Source organism: Streptomyces sp. WAC 06738 (assembly GCF_003945505.1).
Taxonomy (GTDB): Bacteria; Actinomycetota; Actinomycetes; order Streptomycetales; family Streptomycetaceae; genus Streptomyces.
Window position 1 is genome coordinate 7,471,044 of sequence record NZ_CP029618.1, and the last position, 17,006, is coordinate 7,488,049.

Sequence of the window (17,006 nt, forward strand, 5' to 3'; positions counted from 1 at the left end):
GCTCAGCCGTGCAGGGTGGGCCGGTAGATCAGCTCCTGGATGGAACCGTCGAGGGTCCGGGTCTCGATCAGGTCGAGGTCGAAGTCGGCCGCGCCCTCGAAGATCGGAGCGAGCCCGGACCGCCCGGTGATCACGGGGAAGAGCGTGACGTGCACCAGGTCGACCAGGCCGGCGGCCATCAGGGCCCGGTTCATCGACAGGCTGCCGTGCGAGCGCAGCGGCACGTCCGACTCCTCCTTCATCCGGGCGACCACGTCCACGGCGTCGCCGCGCGCGACGGTCGCGTCCGGCCAGTCGAGGGGCTCCGTCAGGGTGGTCGACACGACGGTCGCGGGCAGTTGGGTCATCCGGGTGACCCACGGGTCGCGCACGTCGTCGCCCTCGGAGCTGTCGGCGATCATCTGCGCGAAGAGCCGGTGGGTGTGGGCGCCGAAGACCATCCGCTGCTCCTCGCCGTAGAGGCCGAGGCGGCGGTCGAGCAGTTCGGGGCCCTGCTTGCCCCAGTAGCCGGTCCAGTCGCCGCCGGCGGCGCCGTAGCCGTCCAGGCTGCTGAAGACGTCGAAGGTGTACGTGGCGGTCATGAGGCGCTCCTCGGAAGTCCGTCGATCGGGTACGGGGGTAGGACGGGGCGGGGGACCGAAACTCATCGCCGCGCAGGTTTCGTACGGGCGCCGCCGGGCAGGGTCCGGGAAATGGGAGCGCTCCCATTCCCATGTCCCCCCACCCCCTCCCGGAGGAGGAGTCGCAGTGTCATCGCCATCGAACGATCGCACCGACGCGCGGAGCCTGCCCGTCCGCGCCCTCCTGGCCGTCCTGGCCGCCGCCGCGCTCCTGCTGACGCCCTGGACCGGCGGCACCGCCCAGGCCCACGGCTCCGCCGCCGACCCCGTCTCCCGCAACTACGGCTGCTGGCAGCGCTGGGGAAGCGATTTCCAGAACCCGGACATGCAGCAGCAGGACCCCATGTGCTGGCAGGCGTGGCAGCACGACACCAACGGCATGTGGAACTGGAACGGCCTCTACCGCGAGGGCACCGGCGGCAACTTCCAGGCCCACATCCCCGACAACCAGCTCTGCAGCGCCGGCCGCACCCAGGACGGCCGTTACGACTCCATGGACACCCCGGGCCCGTGGAAGACCGACTCGCTGGGCACGAACTTCACCGTCGACGTTCTCGACCAGGCGTACCACGGCGCCGACTACCTCTACGTCTACGTGACCCGGCAGGGCTACGACGCGAAGACCGACGCGCTCGACTGGGCCGACCTGGAGCGCGTGGCCACCGCGGGGCCGTACGGTCCCGCCAACCACTACACCGCGAATGCCAGCGCGCCCGGCCGCAGCGGGCACCACATCGTCTACACCATCTGGAAGGCGTCGCACGCGGACCAGATCTATTTTTTCTGCAGCGACGTGACGTTCTAGCGGCGCCCCTGGCTGGCGGAAGTCCGTAGCCGCCCGGCGTCGTCCCAGCTCAGGCCCGTACCGCGGGCGCTTGGGGATGGCGCAACACTGCGGCAACACACTTCCGCGCGGCGCGCGCCTATGGTGCCGTCATGCCTTCCGCAGCACGCCTGAGAGAGCAGCCCGCCGCCGGCCGGCCGAGCCCGGCCGGCGGCGGTGCGGGCGGGCACGGCACGGCCGCCGCGCGGCGCCGCCGGCTGCGCGCGGACCGGGCGCGGCAGTTGGCCGACCTGCTCCGCGGCCAGGTGCTCGGCGGCGCGTACGCGGGCGGCGTGCTGCCGCACGAGTCGGAGCTCGGCGCCGACTACGGCGCCACCCGCAACACCGTGCGCCAGGCGCTCGACCTGCTGCGCTCCGAGCGGCTGGTGGAGCGGGTGCCGGGGCTGGGCACGGTGGTCGTCGCGGAGAAGTACGCGCACGGACTCGACCGGCTGCAGGGCCTGGCCGAGACGCTCCACGAGCACGGCCGCGTCACCAACGAGATCCGCACCGCGGGCCCCGTCGCCGCCCCCGCCTGCGTCGCCGAGCGCCTCGGCGCGCCCGAGGGCGGCGAGGTGCTGTACGTGGAGCGGCTGCGCCGCCTCGGCGGACTGCCGCTCTCCCTGGACCTGACGTACCTGCCCATGGACATCGGCGTCGGACTCCTCGGCGCCGACCTGGAGAACACCGACATCTTCCGGCTGCTGGAGGAGCTGACCGGGCAGCCGCTGGGCACGGCGGAGATCACCCTGGAGGCCGTCACCGCCGACGCGCACTCCGCCGCCGTGCTCCAGGCGCCGCGCGGCGCCGCGCTGCTCATGCTGGAGCGGCTCACCCACCTGTCCGACGGCCGCCCCGTCGACCTGGAGTTCGTCCGCTTCCGCGGCGACCGGATCACCATGCGCGGACTGCTGCACCGCTGTCGCTGAACACCCGCCCCGGCCCGTCGCCCCCGTCTCCCGTACGCCCGTTGCGCCCGTACGTCCCGTACCCCCGTACGCCCAAAAACCCCTGCCCAGACCACACGCCCACACGCGAAGGAGCCCGGCATGGCGCTGGTGCCCCAGCGGGCCGACGTGCCCGTGACCATCGACGAGTCCAAGTGCATCGACGGCTGCACCCTGTGCGTCGACATGTGCCCGCTCGACTCGCTCGCCATCGACCCCGACAGCAGCAAGGCGTACATGCACGTCGACGAGTGCTGGTACTGCGGCCCGTGCGCCGCGCGCTGTCCCACCGGCGCGGTCACGGTCAACATGCCCTACCTCCTGCGCTGAAGAGGCCCGTCATGCCACCACGCACACCCCTGCCCCTCGCCGCCGCCCTGCTGCTCCCGCTCGCCCTCGCCGGCTGCGGCAGCAGCTCCGCGAGCGACGGCGACCACGTCACCGTCACCGTCGGCTACCAGTCCAAGACCATCAACACCGTCACCGCCGGCACCCTGCTGCGCTCCCTCGGCTACTTCGAGCGCGAGCTGAAGGCCCTCGGCAGGCGCGACGGGCGCACGTACGAGGTGAAGTGGCAGGACTACGCCACCGGTGCGCCCATCACCGCCCAGATGACCGCAGGCAAGGTCGACATCGGCTCCATGGGCGACTTCCCGCTGCTCATCAACGCCTACCGCGGCGCCCAGCTCGACGCCCCGACCGAACTCGTCTCCGTCACCGGCTACAACATGCGCGGCGGCCTCAACACCATCGTCGTACCGCCCGGTTCCGGTCTCGGCTCCCTCGCCGACCTCAAGGGCAGGAAGGTCTCCACCAGCGAGGGCTCCGCGGCCGACGGCACCCTCGTACGCGCCCTGGAGCGCGCGGGGCTCGACCCCGCGGAGGACATCCGCAAGCTCAACCAGCAGCCCGCCGTCGGCGCCTCCGCCCTCGAAGGCGGCAGCGTCGACGCGCTGTCGCAGTTCGTCGCCTGGCCGGGGCTGCTCGCCTTCCAGGACCGCGCGCGGGCGCTCTACGACGGCGGCAGGCTCGACCTGCCGACGTTCCACGGCGTGGTGGTGCGCGAGTCGTTCGCCGACGACGAGCCCGCCGTGCTGCGGGCGTTCCTCAAGGCGCAGACGGAGGCGGGCCGTTATCTGGACGACAAGCCGCTCGACGCCTCCCTGAAGGTCGCCGACGCCACCGGGCTGCCGCCCGAGGTCGTGCACCTCTACAACGGCCCCGACGGCACCGCCACCTTCGATCCCACGCTCAAGCCGGCGCTCATCGAGGCGTTCCGCGACGACGTGAAGCTGATGCAGGACGCGGAGCTCATCGGCGACGTCGACGTGGACGACTTCGTCGACGACTCGCACCTGCGCAAGGCGTACGGCAGCGGCTACGACCGGCAGACCGCCGAGACGGCAGGCGTGGTCCGTACCGCCGAGGTGTGGCTCGACGGCGAGGACCGCACCCGCTCCTTCCCCGACGCCGCGGCGGCGCTGGCGTTCGCGGCGGAGCACGAGGGCGGCGTACGGGCCGTGTTCGTGCCGGACGCCGCGACCGGCACCCGCTGGTTCGCCGACCGCGCCGCGTGGGTGCGCGACGGCACCGGCCTGCACCCCTTCGTCACCGCCGAGTCCGCCCGCGACTGGGCGGGGGACCACCCGGGCGCCGAGATCGTCGACTACGGGACCGCGCTGGCCGCGGCGGCGAAGCAGGGCGGGGAGGCGGGGCGATGAGGCGGATCTGGGCCTCCCGGCTGCTGCGGGCCTCCTCGCTCGCCGCGGCCCTCGGCCTCTGGCAGGTGCTCACCGCGCTCGACGTCAACCTGTGGCTGCGCTTCGCGCAGTTCCCCACCGTCCTGGACGTCGCCCGCCGCTTCCGCGACCGGCTCGCCGGCGGCGACTACTGGCAGGACCTGGCCGACAGCCTGACCCGTATCCTCACCGGCTTCGCGCTCGCCGCCGTCCTCGGCATCGCCGTCGGCGTCGCGCTGGCCCGCTCCCGGGTGGCGTCCGACGTGATCCGCCCGGTGCTGGAGGTGCTGCGGCCCGTCCCGGCGATCGCGCTGGTGCCGGTCGCGATCCTGCTCTTCCCCACCAACGAGCAGGGCATCGTCGCCATCACCTTCACCGCCGCGTTCTTCCCCGTCACCGTCGCCACCCGGCACGCCGTACGGGCGCTGGCGCCGGTGTGGGAGGAGGCCGTGCTGACGATGGGCGGCGGCCGGTGGCGGGTGCTGTGGTCGGTGGTGCTGCCCGGCGCGCTGCCGGGGGTCTTCGGCGGTCTCTCGGTCGGCATCGGGGTGGCGTGGATCTGCCTCATCGCCGCCGAGATGATCTCCGGCGAATACGGCGTCGGCTACCGCACCTGGCAGGACTACACGCTCCTCGACTACCCCGGCGTGCTCGTCGGCATGGTCACCATCGGCGTGCTCGGCTGGGCCACCTCGGCCGCCATCGAGGTGCTGGGCCGCCGGCTGACCGGCTGGCTGCCGCGTACGGAACACGACGGCCACGGCCGGACGGTCAAGGGGTACGGGCGTGAGCGAGACCGTAGAGCGGACCGCCGCCGCGCCCGTACGCCCGGAAGGCACCGCGGCGGCGGGGGAGCGGCCCGCGGGGGAGCGGCCGGCCGCGGGCGTGCGGCTGGAGGTGCGCGGCGCGACCCTCGGCAGGCCCGGCGCGCCCGCGCTGCACGACCTGACGCTCGTCGCCGCGCCCGGCGAACTCCTCGCCGTCGTCGGCCCGTCCGGCTGCGGTAAGTCCACCCTGCTGCGCACGCTCGCCGGGCTGCTGCCGCCGCTGGCCGGCGAGGTGCTGCAGGACGGCGCGCCGGTCACCCGGCCCGGCGCCGACCGGGCGCTGGTCTTCCAGGACGACGCCCTCCTGCCCTGGCGCACCCTGCGCCGCAACGTCGAACTGCCCCTGGCCGTGCGGAAGGAGCCGCGCGCCGCCCGGCGGGCCGCCGCCCTGCGGTGGCTGGAGCGCGTCGGCCTCGGCGACCGGTCCTCCTCCCTGCCGCACCGCGTCTCCGGCGGGCAGCGCCAGCGCGCGCAACTCGCCCGGGCGCTGGCGGGCCGGCCGCGTGCGGTGCTGATGGACGAGCCGTTCGGCGCGCTCGACGCGCAGACCAGGGCGGGCATGCAGGACCTGCTCGTCGAGGTGCTGGGCAGCACCCGGGCCACCGTCGTCTTCGTCACCCACGACGTGGACGAGGCGCTGTTCCTCGGCGACCGCGTGGCCCGGCTCGGCGGCCCCGGCGGGCTCGCCGTGCACGACGTACCGCGCCCGCGCGACCGCGCCGCCCGCGAGGACCCGGCGACCGTCGCGCTGCGCCGCCGCCTCCTCGCCGCGGACCGCGAAGACCCCGCGGATCCCGGCGGGAGCGCCACCGCCGCAGCCGCCGAAGCCCCCGCGACCGCCGACCCGGCTCCGGCCGAGGACCTGGAGACCCCGTGACCGCCCCCGCCCCCGCCCCCGCCGTCCCGGAACTCCGCGACGCCGCCGAACTCACCTGCGGCGTCCTCGTCGTCGGCGGCGGCACCGCCGGCACCATGGCCGCCCTCACCGCCGCCGAGCGCGGCGCCGACGTCCTCCTCCTGGAGAAGGCCCACGTCCGCCACTCCGGCGCGCTCGCCATGGGCATGGACGGCGTCAACAACGCCGTCATCCCCGGCCGCGCGGAACCCGACGACTACGTCGCCGAGATCACCCGCGCCAACGACGGCGTCGTCGACCAGTCGGCCGTCCGCCAGACCGCCACCCGCGGCCACGCCATGGTCCGCCGGCTGGAGTCGTACGGCGTGAAGTTCGAGAAGGACGAGCAGGGCCGGTACGCGGTGCGCCAGGTGCACCGCTCCGGCTCGTACGTGCTGCCCATGCCCGAGGGCAAGGACGTCAAGAAGGTCCTCTACCGGCGGCTGCGGCGGCGCGAGATGCGCGAGCGGATCCGCATCGAGAACCGGGTGATGCCCGTCCGCGTGCTCACCGCGGGCGGCCGGGCGGTGGGCGCGGCCGGGTTCGACACCCGCACCGGCCGGTTCGTCGTCGTCCGCGCCGGCGCGGTGATCCTCGCCACCGGCGCGGCCGGCCGGCTCGGGCTGCCCGCCAGCGGGTACCTCTACGGCACGTACGAGAACCCCACCAACGCCGGCGACGGGCACGCCATGGCGTACCACGCGGGCGCCGCGCTCACCGGCATCGAGTGCTTCCAGATCAACCCGCTCATCAAGGACTACAACGGCCCCGCCTGCGCCTACGTCGCCAACCCCTTCGGCGGCTACCAGGTCAACCGGCTCGGCGAGCGGTTCGTCGACTCCGACTACTGGTCGGGCCACATGATGGCCGAGTTCGCCGCCGAGGTCGCCTCCGACCGCGGCCCCGTCTTCCTGAAGGTCAGCCACCTGCCCGACGAGACCCTGACCGCGCTGGAGTCGATCCTGCACACGACGGAACGGCCCACCCGCGGCACCTTCCACGCCGGCCGCGGCCACGACTACCGCACCCACGACGTGGAGATGCACATCTCCGAGATCGGCCTGTGCGGCGGCCACTCCGCCTCCGGCGTACGCGTCGACGCCCAGGCCCGCACCACCGTCCCCGGCCTCTACGCCGCCGGCGACCTGGCCTGCGTCCCGCACAACTACATGATCGGCGCCTTCGTCTTCGGCGACCTCGCCGGCGCGGACGCCGCGGGCGCCGAGGCGTACCGCGGCGAACTGCCCGCGGACCAGCTCGCCGAGGCGCACGAACTCGTCTACCGGCCGCTGCGCAACGCCGGCGGCCCGCCGCAGCAGCAGGTGGAGTACAAGCTGCGGCGCTTCGTCAACGACTACGTCGCGCCGCCCAAGAGCGCCGCCCGGCTCTCGCTGGCGCTGGAGAGCTTCGAGCGGATGCGCACGGAGATCGCCGCGATGGGCGCGCGGACGCCACACGAGCTGATGCGCTGCGCCGAGGTCACCTTCATCCGCGACTGCGCCGAGATGGCCGCGCGCGCCTCGCTGGCCCGCACCGAGTCCCGCTGGGGCCTGTACCACCGGCGCACCGACCACCCGGAGCGCGACGACGAGCGCTGGCTGCACCACCTTGACCTGCGCAAGTCGCCGTCCGGCGCGATGGAGTTCACCGCCCGCCCGGTCGAGCCGTACGTGGTGCCGGTCGCCGGGTACGAGCCGCGCGGCGGGCCCGAGCGGCACCTCGGCGAGGTCCGCGGCGAAGCCGTCGCGCGGGCCGGCGGCGAAGCCGCGCCGGGGCCCGCCCCGGTTACGCGCAGTGCGCCGGCCGCGGCCCACGCGCCCGCGGGCGACCCGCGCATCCTCGGCGTACTGGCGCTCGCCGAGGAGCAGTTCGCGCTCGACGAGCTGCAGCCCTACCTCGCCGACCCCGACGCCGCGGTGCGCCGCGCGGCCGTCGGCGTGCTGACCGAGGCGGCGCCGCCCGGTGCGGGCCCCGCGCTCGCCGAAGCGCTCGCCGACGACGACGCGGCGGTGCGCGCCGGGGCCGCCGCGGCGCTGCGCGAGCTGGTGGAGGTGCTGCCCGCGGACCCGGCCCTGCGCGCCGCGCTGCTGCCCGCGCTCGGGCTGCCCGACGCCGGAGTGCGGGCCGCCGCGCTGGAGGTGCTGCGCGCGCTGCGGCTCGGCGGGGAGGCGGAGTTCGCGCCCGCGCTGGCCGACCCGGAGCCTGCCGTGCGGCTCCAGGCGGTACGGGCCCTGGCCACCGCAGGGGCCGCCGGGGCGCTGGCCCGCGCCGCCGCGGACCCGGCGCGCGAGGTGCGGGTCGCCGCCGCGCACGCGCTGGGCACCGCGGCGGACGCGGCGGCCCTCGCGCCGCTGCTGCGCGACGAGGACCCGCTCGTACGGGCCGGGGCGCTGACGGCGCTGGCCGCCGCGGGCTGCCCGCCCCCGTACGACGAGACCGCCGCGGACGCCCTCGGCGACGCCGCCTGGGAGGTGCGCAAGGGGGCCGCGACCGCCCTCGGCGCCGCCGCCTCCGCACGCGCCGTACCGGCCCTCACCGGCGCGCTCGCCGACCCGCACGCCGACGTCCGCCGCGCCGCCGTCCTCGCCCTGCTGGAGCACCGGGCCGCCGGCGCCTCCGTCGCCGCCGCGCTCGCCACCGTCGCCGCCGACCCGGACGCGGACGTCCGCGCCTACGCCCGCCGCGCCCTGCCGCCCGGCTGACGCGGGCGGCCACACGGAGCGACGGGGCTCCGGCGCGCCAACGCCGATGTTGCAAAAGGAACTCGACGGGGGAGCGCGCCGAACGTATGCGCGGAAGGCATGTCTATGATCAGTCATCAGTCAGTCCGGCCCCCCGTCAGCCCGACCGGCCCCCGGCCGCCCGATCGTCGATGGATCTCACATGTCTCTGCACCACGTGCGTAGAAAGGCGGTCCCCCTCGCCGCCGCCGTAGCGATGCTGTCCGTGCTGGCCGCCTGTGGCGACGGCGACGACGACGGCGGCGATGACGGCAAGAAGAGCGCCTCCCCGGCCGCCGAGGCCGGCGGCGCCACGGACCTGAGCAAGGAGTGCCCGGAGACGATCGTGGTCCAGACGGCGTGGTGGCCGGACATCACCTCCGCCGGTGCCATGTACCAGCTCCTCGGCGACGACATGGACGTCGACGCCAACGCCAAGAAGGTCACCGCGCCGCTTGTCGCCTCGGGCGGCAAGGACACCGGCGTGAAGCTGGAGCTGCGCTCGGGCGGCCCGGCGATCGGCTTCAACCCGACGTCCTCGCAGATGTACACGGACGACAGCATCCACCTGGGTATCCCCCAGGGCTTCGACGAGGCGATCCAGAACTCCGGCAAGCAGCCGACGCTCGCGGTGATGTCGCTGCTGGCGAAGAACCCGCAGGTCATCATGTGGGACCCGGAGAAGCACCCGGACGTGAAGTCGATCGAGGACATCGGCAGGACCGACACCACCGTCGTCTACGTCCCCACGCCCTACATGGACTACCTGACCAGCAAGGGCATCCTGAAGAAGGACCAGGTCGACAGCTCGGGCGACGGCTCCCCCGCGCGCTTCGTCGCCGCCGGCGGCGCCATCGCCACCTCGGGGTACGCGACCGAGGACCCGTACATCTACGAGAAGGAGCTGCCCGACTGGGGCAAGCCGGTCGAGTCGCAGCTCGCCTACGAGTACTACCCGAACCCCGGCCCCTCGCCGGTCATCCGCCCGGCGGACAAGGCCGAACTGGCGCCGTGCCTGAAGAAGCTCGTTCCCGTCATCCAGCAGGGCGCGGTCGACCTGATGGAGAACCCGGATCCGGTCATCGACAAGGTCATCGAGCTGCGCGACACCTTCAAGGCCGACCAGCCGTTCTCCAAGGGCGTCGGGAAGTACTCGGTGGAGCAGATGGGGGCGCTCGACCTCGTCGCCGACCCGGGCAAGCCCGTGGGCGAGTTCGACACCGAGCGGGTGCGGGAGCTGATCGACCTCGCCGGGCCGGTCTTCGAGGCGCAGAAGAAGCCGATCAAGGACGGGCTGACCCCCGAGGACCTGGTGACCAACGAGTTCATCGACACCTCGATCACGCTCGGCGGCGAGTGAGACCGGTGGCCGGGGGTACGGAGGCGGACATGGCGGTTGACGGGAACGAGGCCGGGCGCGAGGGGAGAATGCCGCTGCCGGACGCGCGCAAGCCCCACCCGTCGCGCTTCTGGGACTACGCGCTGGGCGGCCGTGACAACGTGCACGCCGACCGCGACCTGCTGGAGGAGGCCGAGCACATCATGCCCGACCTCAAGGTGCTCACGCGGGAGCAGCGGCTCTTCGTCGACCGCACCGTCGAGTACTGGGTCGGCGAGGCCGGGGTGCGGCAGATCCTCGACATCGGCGGGGGCATGCCCACGGACATCTACGACAACGTCCACGAGGTCGCCCACCGCATCGCGCCGGACACCCGGGTCGTCTACGTCGACAAGAACCCCGTCGCCGTCGCGCACATGGCGGCCCTCCAGGCCGACGGCGAGTACACGGTGGCCCTCGAGGGCGACGTGCGCGACCCGGACACCATCCTCTTCGACGAAGTCGTCAGGTCCACCCTGGACTTCACGATGCCGGTCGGCGTCCTGCTCTCGGGCATCCTGCACTTCATCACCGACGAGGAGGACCCGGCGGCCATCGTGTCCCGGATCCACGAGGCGGTGGTGCCGGGCAGCTTCCTGTCGGTCAACCACATCTCCTCCGACATCGACCCGCGCGTGCCCGACGTCATCGAGATCTTCCGCCGGGCCAGCGACCCGCTGATCGACCGGGACCGCGCGGAGCTGGAGCGGATCCTGGCGCCCTGGACGCCGGTCGACCCCGGTCTGGTTCCGGTGAGCCGGTGGCGCCCGGCAGGCGAGGCGCAGAACGCGTGCGACGCCTACGGAGCGGTGCTCCGCAAGGCGTGAGGCGAACCGCGCCGTGAGGCGCGTGCGGTGATGGCCGGCCGCCGGGGACTCCCCGGCGGCCGGCCGCCCGCGTTCGGGGCGGGGCCGGTCCCACCGCCGCGAATGCGCGGCCCTCCGGCCGCTGCCCGCCGGGTAATCGACTAATTGTCCCCGGCCGCACACTGGCTGCGTTTACCCGGCACTCCGTTTCCGGCGGCGGCGCGGCTGTCAAGCGATCGCCAAGCCATCGTAAAGTCAACGGCAAGCGGGGGCTGGGAGGATCCAGGCGTGTTCCCAGGCCGACAGCGGGGTGTTCACCCTTGCCCACGCCTGCTTCGGGCAGTCCGGCTAGGAATTTGCGGTTCCGATGACTCAACCGAGGTCGACCCCTCTGGAGGCAAGAATGCCCGAGGCCACCAAGCTGGAAACCATCTATTCGGCCGTCGAGCAGACCTCCAGACTGGTGGATGCGCCGTGTTCCCGGGAGAAGGTCTGGCCGGCCCTGGACACCTTCGGCAAGTGGCTCGTGGACGACGCCCACATCATCTTCAGCATGGGGACGGGCGAGCGTTACCGGGGCGAGCTGGCCTTCGACTTCACTCTGCCCACCGAGGCGGGTGACCCTTATGCCGCCGCGGTCGCCGGCGGTCTGCTCGACGAGACCGACCACGCGATCACGGGATTGTTCACCGAGATCCGCGACCGTTTTCCCGTCGACGCCTACGCGGTGGATTTCGGCGTCGTCGGCGGTTTCCGGAAAGCGGTGACGTTCTTTCCGCTCGCCGAACCGCAGAGCATGAAGGCGCTCGCGGAACTGCCGTCCATTCCGCCGGGCCTCGCCGCGCACGCCGATTCCTTCGCCGAGGCCGGGCTCGACGGCAAGGTCTCCGCCATCGGCGTCGACTACCGCAGCCGTAGCTGGAACCTCTACGTCAGCGGGCTCACCCCGGAGTACACCCGCCCCGACGCCCTCATCCCCACCCTGCGCGACATGGGGCTGCCGGAGCCGAGTGAGCACATGCTGGATTTCATCGGCACCTCGTACGCCATGTACCCGACCTTCGGCTGGGACACCACCCGGATCGAGCGCATGTGCTTCTCCACCCGGACCTCGGACCCGGATCTGCTGCCGTCCCGGATAGCGCCCGAGGTCGGGAAGTTCGCCCGCGATATGCCGACCGTGGACGGTGGCGACCCGACGTACGTCTACGCCGGCACGGTGGCGAGGGGCGAGGAGTTCTTCAAGCTCGCCTCGTACTACCAGATGTCATCCCAGGTTTCCGACCGCGTACGCCCCGCGGACTGAAACCGGCCGGAAAGCAACTGAGCACAAGGGAGCCAAGCATGACCGAGACCCGAGAACGCACCGAATCCGAGGACCCGGCCACGCTATCCGTCCACCTCCGCAACCACGAACCCGCACCTGCCGGAAACGCCTTCACCCGGCGTTCCGGCGCAACCGGGGGAGGCGCCTGATGGCCGCTCCCGTGCTCATCGCCGGCGGCGGCATCGGCGGGCTCACCACCGCCCTGAGCCTGCACGCCGCCGGCATCGACTCCCTCGTCGTCGAGAGCGCCCGCCGCATCGAACCCCTCGGCGTCGGCATCCAACTCCTCACCCACGGTGTCCGCGAGCTGACCGAACTGGGCCTCGGCGACGAGCTCGCCGAACTCGGCGTGCCCACCGCGGAGTACTTCTTCTCCGACAAGTCCGGCAACAAGCTCTTCGCCCAGCCCCGCGGCAAGGCGACCGGCTCCAACTGGCCGCAGTACTGCATCCACCGCGGCGAACTGCACCTGATGCTCCTGGACCAGGTCCGCGGCCGGCTCGGCCCCGGCGCCGTCCGCACCGGCACCCGGCTGCACGACTTCACCCAGCACGGCGACGGCGTCGAGGTCGTCCTCACGGACCGGGACAGCGGTGCCGCCGAGACCCTCCAGGCCACCGCGCTGATCGGCGCGGACGGGCTGAACTCCACGGTCCGCGCCCGGCTGCACCCCGACGAGAGGGAGCTGGCCTGGTCCGGCCAGCGGATGTGGCGCGGCGTGACGGAGGGCGTTCCGCCGTTCCTCACCGGCCGCTCCTGGGTCGGGGCGAGCAACGGCGACGTGACCCTCGTCGCGTACCCGATCGGCAAGGACCGCACCAACTGGGTCTGTCTGGTCCGGGTCGCGGAGCCCGGCCTGCTGCCCGAGGCCGCCGACGGCCCAATCGACGACCGCCGCGAGGGTCTGCTCAAGGAGGTGCTGTCGCACTACGAGGGCTGGTCGCTGGGCTGGCTCGACGTGCGCGACCTGCTGGAGCGCTCCGGGGACGTCCTGGAGTACCCCATGGTCGACCGCGACCCGCTGCCCGCCTGGGGCAGCGGCCGCGTCACGCTCCTCGGCGACGCCGCCCATCCCATGTATCCGGCGGGCGGCAACGGCGCGGCACAGGCCATCCTGGACGCCCGGGTGCTCGCGTACGAACTGGCGCGGGCGGACGGGGACGTGCCGGCGGGGCTGGCCGCGTACGAGCGCACCCGGCTGGAGGAGGCCAACGGCGTCGTCATGGCCGCCAGGGCGATGGAGCGGGCCACGAGCCCCGACACCTGGGACCGCGCCCAGGTGACGCAGATCATGGAGATGTACCGGCAGAAGGCCGAGAGCGAGGTGGCGCAGCTCAACTCCCGCCCCTCCTACACACCGCCGCGCCGGGAGTAGAGCCGCCGGTCACGACCGGCCCCGGCCGGAACGAGGACTCGGTGCGCGGGCACGCAGCGGTGCCCGCGGCGTCCCGGCGACGGGAACACCGCGGAGTCGAGACCGAAGGGGCCCGCCGGCATCCGCCGGCGGGCCCCGGCTGCTCTCCGGCGCCGTCCCCGCACCCGCCCCGGCCGGGCCGGCTCCCGGCCGTGGGACCTGCGCGTAGGTCCGTATCCGTCCCCCACGGCTGCGTACGCGTTTCTCCCCACGGCACCCCCGTCCACATCCGACACATGCGCCAGGAGACGCCATGACCCCGTCCGTGTCCCGACCACCCGACACCGCCGCTCCGGTGTTCACCGACCACCACGACCTGCGGGCCCGCAACCTCCTGGCCGTCGAGCAGTACATGCGGACCGGCGCGGAGGCCCGGCTGCGCCGCTACACCCTCTACACCGACGACGGCACCGCGTCGCTCTTCTACACCGACATGGGGCGGCCCATCGTCGTCAGGGGGCGCGAGAAGCTGAAGCGCCACGGCGAGTTGTCGATGCAGGTGCTGCCGGACTGGCAATGGCACGACGTGCACATCTACCAGACGCAGGACCCGTCGGTCATCTGGGTCGAGTGCCAGGGCGAGGGGACCATCCGCTTCCCCGGCTATCCCCACGGCCGCTACCGGAACCACTTCATCCACGGCTTCACCCTCAGCGACGGACAGATCCTGGCGAGCCGCGAGTACACCAACCCGATCGAGCACATGCGCGCGCTGAGCATCGAGACCCCCCACATCGAGCGGGACTGGATCCCCTCCTGACGGGTGCGTCCTGTGCGCCGCGTGCCGGGGTCGCCTTACCCGGCGGGTAATCGACCCCGGTCCGCCCTGCTGCGAAGATCGGCAGGAACGGACCGCGAGGGAACGGAAGGACCGCCATGACCGCCTACGCCATCGCCAAGCTGCAGGACGCCGCCCCCCACCCGGAGGTCGCCGACTACATCGAGCGGCTGCCGGCCACCTTCGAGCCGTACGGCGGCCGCTTCCTCGTGCACGCCACGCCGCACGAGGTGAAGGAGGGCCACTGGCCCGGCGGCGTGGTCATGATCGGCTTCCCCGGCATCGCCGAGGCGCGGGCCTGGTGGGACTCGCCGGCCTACCGGGAGCTGGCGCCGCTGCGTTCGCGGCACATCGACGGCGACATCATCCTGGTCGAGGGCGTGCCCGAGGACTACGTCCCGACCGCCGCGGTCCGCGCGATCCGCGAGGCCGCCGCCGGGGGCGCCGCGTAGCGGCGGTCCGTCACCGCGGCCGGGGGCGGGGGCGCCCGGGAACGCGCGAACCCCGGCCGGCGGGTGCCGGCCGGGGCGAGGTGCCGTGTGCCGCGTGTGCTGCGCCGGGTTAGAAGACGCTGACGCCGTAGGCGTTCAGGGCCTCGACGACCGGCTGGTAGAACGTCGTGCCGCCGGAGGAGCAGTTGCCGCTGCCGCCGGAGGTCAGGCCGAGGGCCGTGCTGCCGGCGAAGAGCGGGCCGCCGCTGTCGCCGGGCTCGGCGCAGACGTTCGTCTGGATCATGCCGTACACGACGTCGCCGCCGCCGTAGTTGACGGTGGCGTTCAGGCCGGTGACGGACCCGCCGTGCACACCGGTGGTGCTGCCGCTACGCCGGACGGACTGGCCGACCGAGGGGTTGGCGGCGTTGGTGATGTCCTGGTAGCTCCCGTTGTACAGGTACACCCGGCCGTCCGCCGCGGCGGGGTTGGAGTGCCGGATGATGCCGTAGTCGTTCGTCGGGAAGCTGGTGCCGGACCTGGTGCCGATCGACCACGAGCTGCCGATGTTGGTGCAGTGACCGGCGGTCAGGGCGAACTTGGTACCACTGCTGTTCTGGACGTTGAAGCCGAGCGAGCAGCGGGCGCCGCCGGTGGTGATGGCTTCGCCGCCGGCGATGTACTTGGTGAACTTGCCTTCGGTGCGGTTGATGTCGACGGCTCCGGCGTGCTCGCCGGCCGCCTCGGTGATCCGGGCCACCTCGGCCTTCGAGACGGTGCTGTCGACGGTGACCACGACGGTGTCGCTGGCGCGGTCGACGTACCAGGCGCTGCCCGCGACGTCCGCGTCGCCGACCGCCTGGTCGACGGCCCGGAGCTCTGCCGCGCTGAACGAGGGCGAGGCTTCCTGTGCGTTCGCACCCGCGGGCAGCGCGAGCGCTGCCACGGCGGCGAGGCCGGCGGTCGCGGTGAGGAACCGCAGTCTGCCGCGGGAAGCCCCGGTGGGGGTGGTGCGAGGGATCTTCACAGATGTCTCCTCTGGTCTGGGGGAAACCAGGGCCCGAAGTGACGGGCCCGTGAGACACACCGTCAGCGGCCCGGTTTTTGCCGTGCCCCTGACATGTCGTAGGGGAGTCTTGGGCACCCGGCGGCGAAGCGCAAGACCGCCCCGGGGGCGGTCCGCCCCGTGCGCCCCGCGGGCACGCCCACGCCCCACGCGTACGCCCCGCCGCGCCCGTCCGCCGCCCGCCCGCCCAAATGCCCGCGGGATCCGGCCCGCCGGGGGCCGCCCCAGCGGTTTTCGACCCGTACTCTATGAAGACGTACATTCACGTCACGGCGCCCGCGCGACGTATTGAACATACCGCCGGAATCAGAATGGCAAATCATTGCCACGCATCCGCGCAGAGTCGCTTGCTCGTATTGAAACGGCCCGGCGGGCGGATATGGTGCTGGAGTAGATCCGATCCGTACAAGGGACAAGGGGGGCTCGACCCGGTGGTGCGTGTTTCAGTCCGATCTTCCACCGTGGCCGCACCTCCGCTGCGGCGCCTCCAGGTCCCGAGAAGCCGACCCGCGCGGTGGTTTGCCCGCGGCGTGCCAAGGCCGTCATGGAATTCCGCCCGGACCCGCTGACGCGCGGGTCCTGTTCCCTGCACTAACCGGGAATTCCATGGAAACCGCCGATGCCGAAAGGGCGTTCGACATCCACGTCCCCGGCGGCGGTTGACCGTATTCGGGACGACGGAGTCCGCACGGTTCATACCCTCCCATCCGCCCTCCAGAGTAAAAGGGAAGCGAGAGCACGTATGTCCACAGATAAAGAGGTACGTGACCACAACCGCGCCATCGTCGAGAAGTACATGCACTGCCGCGGCCAGGACCGGCTGGAGCGGCACCTGCTGTTCACCGAGGACGGCACCGGCGGCCTGTGGACCACGGAAACCGGCGAGCCCATCGTCATCAGCGGCCGGGACACCCTCGGCGAGCACGCCGTCTGGTCGCTGAAGTGCTTCCCCGACTGGGCCTGGATCAACATCGAGATATTCGACACCCAGGACCCCAACCGCTTCTGGGTGGAGTGCGACGGCGAAGGCAAGATCCTCTTCCCCGGTTACGAACCCGGCCACTACCGCAACCACTTCCTGCACTCCTTCCTCTTCGAGGACGGCAAGATCAAGCAGCAGCGCGAGTTCATGAACCCCTGCCAGCAGTTCCGCGCCCTGGGCATCGAAGTGCCCTCGGTACGCCGCGAAGGCATCCCGACCTGACCGCTGCCGGCCCATCACCCGCGAACTTCGA

General features: G+C 72.7%; 16 protein-coding genes. 14 read left to right on the plus strand and 2 right to left on the minus strand.

Translation table 11 applies throughout. The features are described from left to right. Nucleotides 1-2: 2 nt before the first annotated feature. The gene (locus DMB38_RS32515; protein ID WP_125938174.1) at nucleotides 3-581 is read right to left on the minus strand and encodes a dihydrofolate reductase family protein; all 579 of its coding nucleotides are present in this window, start codon (nucleotides 579-581) and stop codon (nucleotides 3-5) included. A 166-nt stretch (nucleotides 582-747) separates the two neighbouring features. On the opposite strand from DMB38_RS32515, the gene DMB38_RS32520 reads away from it, so the two are divergent. From DMB38_RS32520 to DMB38_RS32580, 13 genes are all read left to right on the plus strand, one after another. After that, nucleotides 748-1,425: a lytic polysaccharide monooxygenase auxiliary activity family 9 protein gene (locus tag DMB38_RS32520; protein ID WP_101420458.1), complete on the plus strand. Its 678-nt coding sequence runs from the start codon at nucleotides 748-750 to the stop codon at nucleotides 1,423-1,425. 131 nt (nucleotides 1,426-1,556) lie between these two features. Next, nucleotides 1,557-2,372, plus strand: coding sequence for a GntR family transcriptional regulator (locus tag DMB38_RS32525; RefSeq protein ID WP_125938175.1), 816 nt, complete (start codon nucleotides 1,557-1,559; stop codon nucleotides 2,370-2,372). Nucleotides 2,373-2,492: 120 nt separating this feature from the next. Continuing rightward, nucleotides 2,493-2,720: a ferredoxin family protein gene (locus DMB38_RS32530; protein WP_018837164.1), complete on the plus strand. Its 228-nt coding sequence runs from the start codon at nucleotides 2,493-2,495 to the stop codon at nucleotides 2,718-2,720. 11 nt (nucleotides 2,721-2,731) lie between these two features. Then, entirely contained in the window at nucleotides 2,732-4,111 is a 1,380-nt protein-coding gene (locus DMB38_RS32535; protein WP_125938176.1) for an ABC transporter substrate-binding protein, read from the plus strand. Next, nucleotides 4,108-5,136 carry an ABC transporter permease gene (locus DMB38_RS32540; RefSeq protein WP_346429532.1) on the plus strand — a complete coding sequence of 343 codons (1,029 nt, stop codon included), beginning with the start codon at nucleotides 4,108-4,110 and terminating at the stop codon, nucleotides 5,134-5,136. The genes DMB38_RS32535 and DMB38_RS32540 overlap by 4 nt, the downstream gene beginning before the upstream one ends. Further along, entirely contained in the window at nucleotides 5,021-5,833 is an 813-nt protein-coding gene (locus tag DMB38_RS32545) for an ABC transporter ATP-binding protein (RefSeq protein WP_346429546.1), read from the plus strand. The genes DMB38_RS32540 and DMB38_RS32545 overlap by 116 nt, the downstream gene beginning before the upstream one ends. Then, nucleotides 5,830-8,553, plus strand: coding sequence for a fumarate reductase/succinate dehydrogenase flavoprotein subunit (locus tag DMB38_RS32550; protein ID WP_125938178.1), 2,724 nt, complete (start codon nucleotides 5,830-5,832; stop codon nucleotides 8,551-8,553). The genes DMB38_RS32545 and DMB38_RS32550 overlap by 4 nt, the downstream gene beginning before the upstream one ends. Before the next feature lie 196 nt (nucleotides 8,554-8,749). After that, complete coding sequence (locus DMB38_RS32555; protein WP_240662586.1) at nucleotides 8,750-9,931, plus strand: hypothetical protein; 1,182 nt, start codon at nucleotides 8,750-8,752, stop codon at nucleotides 9,929-9,931. A gap of 29 nt (nucleotides 9,932-9,960) precedes the next feature. Beyond that, entirely contained in the window at nucleotides 9,961-10,776 is an 816-nt protein-coding gene (locus DMB38_RS32560) for an SAM-dependent methyltransferase (RefSeq protein WP_240662587.1), read from the plus strand. A gap of 382 nt (nucleotides 10,777-11,158) precedes the next feature. Beyond that, nucleotides 11,159-12,061, plus strand: coding sequence for an aromatic prenyltransferase (locus DMB38_RS32565; protein WP_125938179.1), 903 nt, complete (start codon nucleotides 11,159-11,161; stop codon nucleotides 12,059-12,061). Between the two features lie 169 nt (nucleotides 12,062-12,230). Beyond that, entirely contained in the window at nucleotides 12,231-13,457 is a 1,227-nt protein-coding gene (locus DMB38_RS32570; RefSeq protein ID WP_125938180.1) for an FAD-dependent monooxygenase, read from the plus strand. 292 nt (nucleotides 13,458-13,749) lie between these two features. Next, nucleotides 13,750-14,256 carry a PhzA/PhzB family protein gene (locus tag DMB38_RS32575; protein WP_125938181.1) on the plus strand — a complete coding sequence of 169 codons (507 nt, stop codon included), beginning with the start codon at nucleotides 13,750-13,752 and terminating at the stop codon, nucleotides 14,254-14,256. A gap of 116 nt (nucleotides 14,257-14,372) precedes the next feature. Continuing rightward, on the plus strand, nucleotides 14,373-14,726 hold the full coding sequence (locus DMB38_RS32580; RefSeq protein WP_125938182.1) for a DUF1330 domain-containing protein: 354 nt from the start codon (nucleotides 14,373-14,375) through the stop codon (nucleotides 14,724-14,726). Between the two features lie 109 nt (nucleotides 14,727-14,835). Here the strand turns inward: DMB38_RS32580 and DMB38_RS32585 are convergent, their stop codons facing one another. Beyond that, on the minus strand, nucleotides 14,836-15,687 hold the full coding sequence (locus tag DMB38_RS32585) for a S1 family peptidase (RefSeq protein ID WP_240662797.1): 852 nt from the start codon (nucleotides 15,685-15,687) through the stop codon (nucleotides 14,836-14,838). Between the two features lie 826 nt (nucleotides 15,688-16,513). Here DMB38_RS32585 and DMB38_RS32590 point away from each other — a divergent pair. After that, a complete protein-coding gene (locus DMB38_RS32590; protein ID WP_047019096.1) occupies nucleotides 16,514-16,975 on the plus strand; it encodes a PhzA/PhzB family protein in 462 nt (153 codons plus the stop codon). The last annotated feature ends 31 nt before the right edge of the window (nucleotides 16,976-17,006 follow it).

Excerpts from the sequence above, each read along its gene's own strand:
- DMB38_RS32515 (WP_125938174.1), bottom strand. The coding sequence starts at position 581 with ATGACCGCCACGTACACCTTCGACGTCTTCAGCAGCCTGGACGGCTAC.
- DMB38_RS32525 (WP_125938175.1), top strand. The coding sequence starts at position 1,557 with ATGCCTTCCGCAGCACGCCTGAGAGAGCAGCCCGCCGCCGGCCGGCCG.
- DMB38_RS32530 (WP_018837164.1), top strand. The coding sequence starts at position 2,493 with ATGGCGCTGGTGCCCCAGCGGGCCGACGTGCCCGTGACCATCGACGAG.
- DMB38_RS32535 (WP_125938176.1), top strand. The coding sequence starts at position 2,732 with ATGCCACCACGCACACCCCTGCCCCTCGCCGCCGCCCTGCTGCTCCCG.
- DMB38_RS32540 (WP_346429532.1), top strand. The coding sequence starts at position 4,108 with ATGAGGCGGATCTGGGCCTCCCGGCTGCTGCGGGCCTCCTCGCTCGCC.
- DMB38_RS32560 (WP_240662587.1), top strand. The coding sequence starts at position 9,961 with ATGGCGGTTGACGGGAACGAGGCCGGGCGCGAGGGGAGAATGCCGCTG.
- DMB38_RS32565 (WP_125938179.1), top strand. The coding sequence starts at position 11,159 with ATGCCCGAGGCCACCAAGCTGGAAACCATCTATTCGGCCGTCGAGCAG.
- DMB38_RS32570 (WP_125938180.1), top strand. The coding sequence starts at position 12,231 with ATGGCCGCTCCCGTGCTCATCGCCGGCGGCGGCATCGGCGGGCTCACC.
- DMB38_RS32575 (WP_125938181.1), top strand. The coding sequence starts at position 13,750 with ATGACCCCGTCCGTGTCCCGACCACCCGACACCGCCGCTCCGGTGTTC.
- DMB38_RS32580 (WP_125938182.1), top strand. The coding sequence starts at position 14,373 with ATGACCGCCTACGCCATCGCCAAGCTGCAGGACGCCGCCCCCCACCCG.
- DMB38_RS32590 (WP_047019096.1), top strand. The coding sequence starts at position 16,514 with ATGTCCACAGATAAAGAGGTACGTGACCACAACCGCGCCATCGTCGAG.